The following is an 11,214-nucleotide window of genomic DNA, read 5'->3' as shown; positions in this document are numbered from 1 at the left end:
TATTATTCAGTTTCGACCTTGGTGATTTTACCTTGATTCTTCTCAAAATACTTGCACAAATGAGTCAAAGTGCATTCTTCGCACTTCGGTCTTCGAGCCAAGCAAACATATCTTCCATGCAAAATCAGCCAATGATGCGCGATGTGCACGTACTCTTTTGGAATGTGTCGGATAAGCTGCTTTTCTACCTCCAGTGGAGTTTTGGCTGTTTGAGACACCAAGCCAAGCCTTTTCGAAACTCGAAAAACATGCGTGTCAACAGCCATATTTGGCTGGTTCCACACCACCGAAGTAATCACATTGGCAGTTTTTCTACCAACTCCCGGCAACTTGATTAATTCCGCTACGGTAGAAGGAACTTCGCTACCAAAGTCCTCCACCAACATTTTCCCCAAACCTAAGAGGTGCTTGGTTTTATTGTTTGGGTAAGAAACGGTTTTGATATAGGGGAAAAGCTCGTCAAAATTCGAAGCCGCCAAAAAGGCTGGCTCAGGGAATTTTTCGAATAAAGCTGGGGTAATGATGTTGATCCGCTTGTCAGTACACTGAGCAGAAAGCACCACTGCCATCAATAGCTGAAAGGGATTTTCATACTGAAGTTCCGTCTCAGCGATGGGCATATTCTCACGGAAGTGATTGATAATGGCTTCGTATCTTTCTTTTTTCAGCATTTTAGTAGGGTAATTTAACCACGAAGATCACAGAGATTAACGCAGAGAGCACTATGAAATACTAATTCGAGTTCTATTCCAAATTTAATAGTCATCTCACCTTATAAATCATTGACAACAGCCACTGTCAGGCTGAGTATTAAATATTCTTTGAACATACAAAAATGAAATGACAGTAATTTGGTTTGGAACCATAATCATGGTCACCTTGAGCGAAGTCGAAAGGTTCTCGACTTCGCTCGAACTGACCAGCTTTTGATGTCCTCAAATCAATCTGTCATTGGTAGCGAAGTCGAAGTCACGATTCAAAATTTTCTTCTGAGTGGACTGCTAATTTATAAGATGCTTGGACCAATCCCATTTTTAGATACAAAAGGTATGATATTTTTCAAAAAAATGAGAATACAAGATAATGAGGAGTTTTTCATTGATTGATAGCCTCCATTATTTTTCCTTGAAGACATAAGCTTTAAATTCGGGAAACGACCTTCCATGAAATACCTAAGCCTTCTAATTGTATTTTTGATCCTGCACAGCTCCCACTCATTTTCTCAAGAAAGACCCCGGGAAAAAGGAATCATCATCGGCGTTCTTCCTACAGGTTCGCTAAATGCAATTACTGATGTGCCTGGAGTAAAAGTAGGGCATCTCACCAAGATCGAAGGCGATAATATCCGCACTGGAGTAACAGCTATCTTGCCACATGGCGGGAATATTTTTCAGCAAAAAGTACCAGCTGCGATATATGTAGGAAATGGCTTCGGGAAAATTGCTGGCACTACCCAAGTACAGGAACTGGGTAACATCGAATCGCCAATTATCCTTACAAATACGCTAAGTGTGGCTGCTGGAATTGAAGGTGCCGTTCGGTATTCTTTAGAACAAGAAGGAAATGAAAATGCCCAATCTGTGAATGCTGTAGTCGGTGAAACGAACGATGGCTACCTGAATGATATCCGAGGCATGCATATTTCTTCCGATGAGGTAATTCAGGCGATAAAATCGGCTGAGTCTGGAAAAGTAGCTGAAGGAAATGTAGGAGCAGGAACAGGTACAGTGTGTTTTGGCTGGAAAGGAGGCATCGGAACGGCTTCACGCAAGCTTCCCGAGAGTTTGGGAGGATACACAGTCGGCGTATTGGTTCAGACTAATTTTGGAGGGAATCTTCAAATCGACGGCGTATCTGTGGGAGAAAAAATGGGTAAGTATCCATTTCGTGATTCGATGGAAAAATCTGATGGGAGCTGCATGATTGTGGTGGCAACTGATGCTCCTGTGCTGGACAGGAATCTGGAGCGAATGGCCAAGCGTGCCATGATGGGATTGGCCAAAACCGGCGGGATTGCTTCCAATGGTTCTGGTGATTATGTGATTGCATTCAGTACGGCTGAAGGCCTTAGAATTCCGTATGTCTTAAAAGCTCAGACCTTAGAAAAAGCCGAATTCGTGCAAAATGACGATATGACTTCGCTCTTTATGGCCGTTATCGAAGCTACTGAAGAGGCCATTATCAATTCACTTTTCGCAGCAGAAAGTATGACTGGAAAAGATGGACACACAGTATCAAAACTTCCTCTGGATCAGGTAATGGACTGGATGAAATAGAAATTAAAATATGACAACAAAAGCTAAAAGTGAGAATTTGATAGCCGACGATTGCTGCGCTGTGGATGCAAAAGTGAATCGAAAGGATTCCCATGAGGGACATTCCCACGACGATGGGCATGATCATTCACATGGAGACCCGAGCTCTATCCAGTTTTTTCTACCTGCTATCTTCTCTTTTGTCTTGATGCTTGCGGGCATCTTGATGGATAATGTTTTTCCTCAGGACTGGTTCACAGGCTATATAAGATTGGTCTGGTACATTCTGGCCTATCTTCCCGTTGGACTTCCTGTATTAAAAGAGGCTTTTCAGAGCATTTTGAAGGGCGATGTATTTTCAGAGTTTTTCCTCATGGGAATCGCAACCTTGGGAGCTTTTGCCATTGGAGAATATCCTGAAGGAGTGGCGGTGATGCTTTTTTACTCTGTAGGAGAAGTTTTTCAAGGCATGGCAGTGACCCGAGCCAAAACTAATATCAAAACACTACTCGATCAGCGACCTGATGAGGTGACAATTTTGGAAGGGAATACGACTAAAACCATCAAGGCTGAAAAAGCAAACATCGGCGATATCATCCAGTTGAAACCCGGAGAGAAACTGGGTTTGGATGGGGAGCTTTTATCAGAAAAAGCCTCCTTTAATACCGCCGCCTTGACAGGAGAGAGTAAGCCCGATTCCAAAGGAAAAGGAGCTGTGGTTTTGGCTGGAATGGTGAATCTAAATACTGTTTCCCAAGTGAAGGTAACGACCGCTTACACAGACAGTAAGCTCTCCAGAATCTTAGAACTAGTACAGAATGCCACTGCTCAGAAGGCCCCTACTGAATTATTCATTAGAAAATTCGCTAAGATTTACACGCCTATTGTAGTCTATTTGGCGATAGCTATCTGTTTTCTGCCCTTTCTTTTTGTGGATGATTATGTATTCAGTGAATGGTTATATCGTGCCCTGATTTTCTTGGTGATTTCCTGTCCTTGTGGGCTCGTAATCAGTATACCGCTCGGATATTTTGGAGGAATAGGAGCAGCCAGTAAAAACGGGATTCTCTTCAAAGGAAGTAATTTCCTAGACAGTCTCGCCGAGATCAAAGAGGTGGTGATGGACAAGACTGGTACGATGACCGAAGGGGTTTTCGATGTGCAGGAAGTTCATCTTCAACCTGAATTTCAGGCTACAAAAATCCTTGAGTTTGTCAATGCCCTTGAAAGCAAAAGCACGCACCCAATTGCAACCGCAATAAAGCATCATGTGGGTGAGATTGATTCAAGTATTATTTTAGAAAGCGTAGAAGAGATTGCCGGACATGGCTTGAAAGCTCAGGTGGAAGGCAAGGAAGTGCTAGTCGGTAATTTCAAGCTAATGGACAAGTTTGCTATCCCATATTCTCTCGAACCGTCAAGCATTGTTCACACCTTGGTGGCAATAGCATGCGGAGGAAAATTCGCAGGATATCTGACTATCTCCGATAAAATAAAAGCGGATGCACAGCAGACGATTGATCGCTTGAAGTCCATGGGCGTTGGCATTACGATGCTCAGCGGAGATAAGAGCAATGTGGTCCAATTTGTCGCTGATGAGCTCAGCATTCCCAATTCCTTTGGCGACTTGCTTCCAGAAGACAAGGTGAATAAAGTCAAGGAAATCAAAACTCAAAAAGGAACTGTAGCATTCATTGGAGATGGGGTAAATGATGCTCCTGTGGTAGCGATTTCAGATGTGGGAATTGCGATGGGTGGCCTGGGATCTGATGCTACAATCGAGACTGCAGATGTGGTCATTCAGGATGATAAACCAAGCAAAATCCCGATGGCGATTGCTATTGGGAAAAAGACCAAGATGATTGTTTGGCAGAATATAGGTTTTGCCTTCGGAGTAAAAGTTATTGTGTTGATTCTTGGAGCATTAGGCATGGCAACCATGTGGGCGGCAGTTTTCGCAGATGTGGGAGTGGCTTTATTGGCCATTCTGAATGCTATACGAATTCAGAAGATGAAGTTTGATTGATAAAGTAGGGTGTTAGATGTAGGATGTCCGATGTAGCTGAAAGTAGGAAGATGTCAAATGATCCAAGTAAAGTCAGAACTATGAAAAAGGTAAATATCAACGAGAAGTTTGGGCTGATTAAAGAACTTTGGACCCCTAAGATTATTGGCGAGCTAAATGGCCAGGATGTGAAAATTGCCAAAGTCAAAGGAGAGTTTGTTTGGCATAATCATACCGATGAGGATGAGCTTTTTTTGATAGTGAAGGGATCTCTGAAGATTGATTTCGAAGGTGAATCTATCAGACTAAATGAAGGTGAAATGCTCGTCGTTCCACGAGGAGTAGAACATAAACCAGTTGCAGAAGAAGAGACTTGGATCTTGCTTTTCGAACCTCAAAACACAAAGCATACAGGAGAAGTAAAGTCTGATTTGACTGTAGATAAATTTGAAAAAATATAGATAAGAGAAACTTCCTATAAGGGTCGGGATATGCAAATGCTATCCTCAAGAAATTATTATTTATTACCCTATTAATTCACTAGGAATTGGCGTAAAATTGCAGCTTAATTCACCCTATTGAAAGTTTTAGCTACTACTTCCCTTCTTCTGATTCTGAGTTTTTGCCCAAAGTCATCTATGGCTCAGAAGGATGTCACCCACCAGCAACTCATCTGGTATGGCTATTTTCTTACGCTACCAATTGATGAGAATTGGTCTGTAATGGCGGAAGTTCAAGAGAGGCATTTTGTAAGTCCTTTTGCGCAGCATCAACTTTCTTTACGTGCTCATGTGAACCGAAAACTTGGTAAAAGCGGATGGACGGCTACAGCCGGTTTTGCTACCTTTTTTCAAAGCCCCAACAATCCCCGATCTGAGCTGGATCTGGTAGAGCCAGAACTAAGAGCTCATATAGAAATAACCTATAAGCAGAAATTGAGCAAACTAACAATTGATCATCGCTACAGAGCAGAAGCCCGCTATTTTCATAATCTAGATTTGGAAGAGGATGAATTGGTAGATGGCTTTTTCTTTGGGAGTTTCAGATTTCGCTATAGAATTATGGTCTCCTATCCTATTTGGAAGGGTAAGGAAAATCAAGTGCTGAAGGTGATTGCTGGAGATGAATTGCTGGTTCAGGCAGGCAATAAAGTTTCTTACATCTTTGATCAAAATCGGTTAATAGCAGGATTAAACTATGCTTTCTCCCCTGATTTGAACGTGGAAATAGCTTATCAAAAATGGATAAACCAGCGTCAAAATGGAGGCTACTACAACCGAGATATTTTGAGATTAACTATGAATCACCGTCTTACCAGCAATAAATCGAAAGATTGACCGGCTGATTCTTTTATTTACTTTTCCAGTGATGGTTATCAAATCTAGAATCGGCTGGTTCCACTTATCAGAACTCTTGTCAATGATCTGGTATTTTATCTTATTTTTACTCAAACCACCATTCAACCGTAAAATCAGATGATAAATATCAATTCCAGACATGCAGCATTTGGATTAACAATGCTGCTTTTATTTTTTATCAGCTCTACCAAAGCCCAGACCTACGCTGAAAATGGCATGGTCGTATCCGACAACGTGATTGCCTCACAAGTGGGAGTCGATATTATGAAGAAGGGTGGAAATGCGATAGATGCCGCCGTGGCCACAGCATTCGCGCTAGAGGTCACACATCCTGAAGCCGGGAACATCGGTGGTGGAGGTTTCATCGTATTTATGAAATCAGATGGAGATGTGACCACCTTTGATTTTCGAGAAAAAGCCCCTTTGGCAGCAAGCCCAGGTATGTTTCTAGATGAAAATGGCGAGATAAAGAATAATTCAAATCACCAAGGACTATTAGCTGTAGGAGTCCCGGGAACAGTAGCTGGACTCTACCAAGCACATCAAAAGTATGGAAAGTTGCCTTGGGCAGAACTAGTAAAACCCTCTGTGGAATTGGCAAAGAAAGGGTTCACGATGACTTATGGTCTGTATAATGTAGCAGTGAGAATGTCAGAGCGTGATCCTGCTGAAGATATCATGAGAAATTATTTCCGTGGTGAAGATGGTGAGGTAGTAAAACCTGGTGAAACCTGGAAGCAGCCTGCTTTAGCCTACACACTGAAGCAAATAGAAAAGCATGGAAGAGATGGCTTCTACAAGGGTGAAGTAGCTCAGAAGATCGAAGATTACATGAAAGCCAATGGTGGAATTATCACCAAGGAAGATTTGGAAAAATATGAAGCTGTAGAGCGTGAGCCCCTGAAAGGCACATTCAATGGCTATGATATTTACTCCATGCCTCCACCTAGCTCTGGGGGAGTTGCGCTGATCGAGATGATGAATCTGATGGAGCAAGCCAATATTTCAAGCGTGGAATTCAACTCCACAGCTTATGTTCACCTGGTTGCCGAAGCGATGAGAAGAGCTTTTGCGGATAGAGCAGAGTACCTAGGCGATCCTGACTTCAATCTTGACATGCCTTTGGACAGACTACTATCTAAGGATTTTGCAAAGACTAGGTTCGAAAATATTGATATGAATAAGGCTTCCATTTCTGATCCTGCTCAATTTGGACATCCTTACGGTGGAGATAATACCACACATTTTTCCATAGTGGACAAAGAAGGAAATGCTATTTCGCTGACTTATACCTTGGAAAATTCCTACGGTGTGAAAATGGGCTCGGATAAATTGGGCTTTATTTTCAACAATGAAATGGGTGATTTCAATCCAGTACCAGGAGTAACTACTGCTACTGGGCAGATCGGTTCGGACCCCAACTTGGTCGCTCCTGAGAAGCGTATGCTATCCAGTATGACACCGACAATCATCGCAAAAGACGGCAAACCATACTTGGTGATCGGTAGCCCAGGAGGAAGAACTATTATCAACACGGTTTTTCAGACGGTATTGAATGTACTTGCATACGATATGAGAATTGACCGAGCGATTGAGGCAATGAAAATTCATCATCAATGGCTGCCAGATCAGATCTTGTATGAGCGCAATCTACTTTCGCCAGATACGCGGGATGCGCTTGAGAAAATGGGCCACACACTCAGACCGACTACCAATATTGGAGTGCTCATGGGTATCACTTATGATGCATCTACTAAGCTCTACACAGGTTCTTCTGATTCTTCCAGTGAAGATGGAGGAGCTAGAGGGTACTAGAATGTAAATATTGTAAGTGGTAAAAGGTGAGTGGTTAGATGTAAAAGGTCCAAGGTTATAATGGTACTTATAACTAAGTGATGAATTGTAAATGCTGGGGTTTTATTGTTCTAATGGGCAGAGGATCCAATCACACTTTTTCACCCAAAATAGTAAATAAGAGTAGGAATTGAGAAGTAACATCCTGAAGTGACGAGACTGATCACCAAATTATTAATAGCAGCAATAGAGATAAAAATATATTTGTGGAAAAAGATACAGGCTTAAGAAGAGAGATCGGTGTATGGGGACTCTCGGCCAACATAGTAAATATCATCGTCGGTGCAGGAATCTTTGTTTTGCCGGCTATTGTTGCTGAAATCATGGGTTCTTCCGGAATCTTTGTTTACCTATTCTGTGGATTGCTGATTGCTTTGGTGATGTTGTGTTTTGCCGAAGCAGGAAGCAAAGTAACCCGATCAGGAGGAGCTTATGCCTATGTGGAAACAGCATTTGGGCCATATCCAGGATTTTTGGCCGCGGTATTTATGATTCTGGGGTCTGCCTTTTCGGATGCTGCAGTTGCCAATGCCTTGGTAGAATTGATAGGCCTAGCTTTTCCAGTGTTCACTAATCAAATCATCCGAGTCTTACTGTTGTTTTTGATTTTTGGTGGATTGGCCTACCTCAATGTAATCGGGGTCAAGCAGGGAATTGGCTTGGTAAAAATCAATACCGTCGCCAAATTAACACCCTTGATACTGCTGATATTTTTCAGTTGGAAAGATGTTTCGTTAGCAAATTTATATATTGAGAATGCACCTTCCTTCAAGAATTTTGGTGCTGCTTCTCTGATTCTATTCTTCGCTTTTCAAGGTGGCGATGCAGGCCTAACTGTAGGTGGAGAAATCAAAAACCCTCAAAAGACTGTCCCAAAGGCTATTTTCATAGGAATAACCTTCGTGCTGTTCTTGTATATTCTGATTCAGACTGCTGCGCAGGGAGTATTGGGCGATCAATTGCCTGAGCTTAAAGAAGCTCCATTAGCTTCCGTAGCCAGTGTAGTTTTTGGACCTATCGGTTATACGATTTTACTAATCGCTGCCGGAGTCTCCATGTTTGGCATGCTGAGTGGGGAAATATTGAATATGCCTAGAGTATTGTTTGGTTTGGCAAGTGACCGAATTATCCCTTTAGACAAATTGGCCGCAATACATCCTAGATTCAAAACTCCTTATTTGTCAATTTTGCTCTACGCAGGCTTTGGTTTTACAATTGCTGCTGTAGGAGGATTTCGGCAGTTAGCTGTCATTGCTTCGGCCAGTATGCTTCTTGTTTATTTCGGTGTAACCCTATCTGTGATCAAGCTTCGGAGGATGGATAATTCTGAAACTGGAAATTTCAAAATTCCATTCGGCTATACAATTCCAATTTTTGCAGCTGGAATTATCCTGTTTTTTCTTTCCAATCTAACCGGTTATGAAAAAATAGGCATCCTAGTATTTGTGCTGGTGCTGACCTTGATCTACTTTTTGATGAAAGTTATTGCAAAAGGAAAGCAAAGAAATTAGTGAACTGAAATTTGATTTAAAATCGCCGATATATTCCAAATTGCAAGTACTCTCTTACCTAAAGTAGGAAGTTCTTGGCTTTGCTGATCTTTATACAAAAAAACCTAAATTACCTGCTAAACTGTGTCCTCAGTATATTTTTCTGCGGCTAATAATTATTCATCACTGCTAATTTTAAAACTATGAAGGCTAAACTTTTATTGCTAGTTGTCATTACATTCTTTATACAGGAAAACACATTTTCCCAGCAGAAAACCAACATGGAGTTGATGGATCTTTTTGATCTGGAATATATTTCCAATCCTGAGATTTCCCCAGATGGAAGCAAAGTGATCTACGTTCGGAATTTCAAAGATGTGATGACAGATCGTGATTATGCTAACCTCTGGATCTGCAATATAGATGGTACTCAAAATCGCCCTCTTACTCAGGGAAATCAGCGAGATTCTAATCCAACATGGTCCAATGATGGAACGAAGGTCGCTTATCATTCCAATCAGCAGGATGATAAAACGAAGCTTTTTGTTCTATACTTAGATACTCGCGAGTCGGTGGCTTTGACCAATTCAGCTACTCCTCCAGGTGCGGTATCTTGGTCTGCAGATGATAAGCAGCTTGCCTTCACTCAGTTTGTCGCTACCGCTCCAAAGTCACTTCTGAAGATACCTTCCAAACCAGCAGGAGCGAGTTGGAATGAAGTTCCAATTTTCATCGATGAAATGAATTACAGAAGTGATGGTGGTGGGTATACCAAACCTGGAAATCGCCAGATTTTCACACTTGGATTGGACGGTGGTACAGCAAGACAATGGACTTTTGATGATAAAAATTATGGCAATCCTAGCTGGACAAAAGATGGCAAAAGCTTGCTATTCTCTGCCAACCTCCACGATGATAATGAGCTAGAGCCTGGGAATTCTGAAGTCTATCGATTTGATTTTGCAGATGGTAAGGTGACCGCATTGACTTCTCGATTTGGGACAGATTCCAATCCCAAACTTTCTCCTGATGGTACAAAAATCGCATTCATAGGTTACGATGATACCTACCAAGGCTACCAGGTGAATATGCTGTATGTGATGAATCTAGACGGTTCGGATGTCAAAACTCTTACTGCAGACTTGGATCGTGATGCAGCCAATCCACAGTGGGAAGCCAATGGAAAAGGAATTTATTTTCAATACGACGAAAAAGGTGACACCAAAATTGGACATGTTGCGCTGACTGGAAAAATCCGAACAATAGTAGAAGGTTTGGGCGGATTGGATTTGGGAAGACCATACAATGCCGGCGATTTCACGGTATCTGACAATGCTAAGTTTGCTTTCACCTTAGGTGGCACCGATCATCCTGCCGATCTGGCTGTCTGGTCAGATGGTGAGGTAAAAATAATTACAGCAGTGAATGACGATGTCTTTTCTTACCGAAACCTCGGGAAAGTAGAAGAAATGTGGTGGAAATCTTCCTACGATCAGCTGGATATTCAGGGTTGGATTGTGACTCCTCCTAATTTCGACCCAAATAAAAAGTACCCGATGATCTTAGAGATCCACGGAGGCCCTTTTGCGATGTATGGCACCGCCTTTTCCTATGAGGTCCAGCAATATGCCGCAGCAGGATATGTAGTGCTGTATTCCAATCCTCGTGGTAGTACTGGCTACGGACAGGAATTTGGCAACTCCATTCACCACGATTACCCAAACCATGATTATGCAGACCTGATGTCTGGCGTAGATGCTTTGATCGAAAAAGGATATGTAGATACTGATAATCTCTTCGTGACAGGAGGAAGTGGTGGCGGATTGCTGACGGCTTGGATCGTAAGCAAAACCAAACGCTTCAAAGCTGCAGTAGTAGCTAAGCCTGTGATCAACTGGTCAACCCATGTGCTTTATGCGGATAACCCTGCATTTTTCACGAAATATTGGTTCCCAGGCAACCCTTGGGAGGAAGCTGAAAACTATGCGAAGCGCTCTCCAATTACTTTTGTTGGAAATGTGACTACGCCTACCATGCTACTCGGAGGAGAAGCTGATTACCGCACTCCAATCGCAGAATCTGAGCAATTTTATGCTGCATTAAAACTTCAAGGAGTAGAAACAGCGATGGTACGTATTCCCAATGCATCTCACGGATTAGTGAATCGTCCAAGTATGCTGATGAGCAAGTCGGCTTCGATCTTGAGTTGGTTCAATCACTATTTGAATAAAAAGTAAACCCAATTGAAATAA

8 protein-coding genes are annotated in these 11,214 nt (G+C 42.2%); 7 read left to right on the top strand and 1 reads right to left on the bottom strand.

Annotated elements, in window-relative coordinates; genetic code table 11:
• Positions 1-2: 2 nt before the first annotated feature.
• Positions 3-671, bottom strand: a complete 669-nt coding sequence (gene nth, locus LV85_RS01580; protein WP_111316415.1) for an endonuclease III — start codon at positions 669-671, stop codon at positions 3-5.
• Between the two features lie 492 nt (positions 672-1,163).
• Between nth and LV85_RS01575 the strand changes: the two genes are divergently transcribed.
• From LV85_RS01575 to LV85_RS01545, 7 genes are all read left to right on the top strand, one after another.
• Positions 1,164-2,276 (top strand): DmpA family aminopeptidase, encoded by a 1,113-nt coding sequence (locus tag LV85_RS01575; protein ID WP_111316414.1) that lies wholly within the window; start codon positions 1,164-1,166, stop codon positions 2,274-2,276.
• A gap of 10 nt (positions 2,277-2,286) precedes the next feature.
• On the top strand, positions 2,287-4,281 hold the full coding sequence (locus LV85_RS01570) for a heavy metal translocating P-type ATPase (protein WP_111316413.1): 1,995 nt from the start codon (positions 2,287-2,289) through the stop codon (positions 4,279-4,281).
• A gap of 80 nt (positions 4,282-4,361) precedes the next feature.
• Complete coding sequence (locus tag LV85_RS01565) at positions 4,362-4,721, top strand: cupin domain-containing protein (RefSeq protein WP_111316519.1); 360 nt, start codon at positions 4,362-4,364, stop codon at positions 4,719-4,721.
• Positions 4,722-4,898: 177 nt separating this feature from the next.
• Positions 4,899-5,597: a DUF2490 domain-containing protein gene (locus tag LV85_RS01560; protein ID WP_111316412.1), complete on the top strand. Its 699-nt coding sequence runs from the start codon at positions 4,899-4,901 to the stop codon at positions 5,595-5,597.
• 138 nt (positions 5,598-5,735) lie between these two features.
• Complete coding sequence (ggt, locus tag LV85_RS01555; protein WP_245942099.1) at positions 5,736-7,433, top strand: gamma-glutamyltransferase; 1,698 nt, start codon at positions 5,736-5,738, stop codon at positions 7,431-7,433.
• A 245-nt stretch (positions 7,434-7,678) separates the two neighbouring features.
• Positions 7,679-8,983, top strand: coding sequence for an APC family permease (locus LV85_RS01550; protein ID WP_111316411.1), 1,305 nt, complete (start codon positions 7,679-7,681; stop codon positions 8,981-8,983).
• A 182-nt stretch (positions 8,984-9,165) separates the two neighbouring features.
• The gene (locus tag LV85_RS01545; protein ID WP_111316410.1) at positions 9,166-11,199 is read left to right on the top strand and encodes an alpha/beta hydrolase family protein; all 2,034 of its coding nucleotides are present in this window, start codon (positions 9,166-9,168) and stop codon (positions 11,197-11,199) included.
• The last annotated feature ends 15 nt before the right edge of the window (positions 11,200-11,214 follow it).

Origin of the sequence: Algoriphagus chordae, assembly GCF_003254055.1 — a bacterium.
Classification (GTDB): Bacteria; Bacteroidota; Bacteroidia; order Cytophagales; family Cyclobacteriaceae; genus Algoriphagus; species Algoriphagus chordae.
Note: the sequence above shows the minus strand (reverse complement) of the source record. Positions and strands in the feature narration are given on the sequence as shown.

Coding starts and splice junctions, on each gene's coding strand:
- nth (WP_111316415.1), bottom strand. CDS start 671: ATGCTGAAAAAAGAAAGATACGAAGCCATTATCAATCACTTCCGTGAG.
- LV85_RS01575 (WP_111316414.1), top strand. CDS start 1,164: ATGAAATACCTAAGCCTTCTAATTGTATTTTTGATCCTGCACAGCTCC.
- LV85_RS01570 (WP_111316413.1), top strand. CDS start 2,287: ATGACAACAAAAGCTAAAAGTGAGAATTTGATAGCCGACGATTGCTGC.
- LV85_RS01565 (WP_111316519.1), top strand. CDS start 4,362: ATGAAAAAGGTAAATATCAACGAGAAGTTTGGGCTGATTAAAGAACTT.
- LV85_RS01560 (WP_111316412.1), top strand. CDS start 4,899: ATGGCTCAGAAGGATGTCACCCACCAGCAACTCATCTGGTATGGCTAT.
- ggt (WP_245942099.1), top strand. CDS start 5,736: ATGATAAATATCAATTCCAGACATGCAGCATTTGGATTAACAATGCTG.
- LV85_RS01545 (WP_111316410.1), top strand. CDS start 9,166: ATGAAGGCTAAACTTTTATTGCTAGTTGTCATTACATTCTTTATACAG.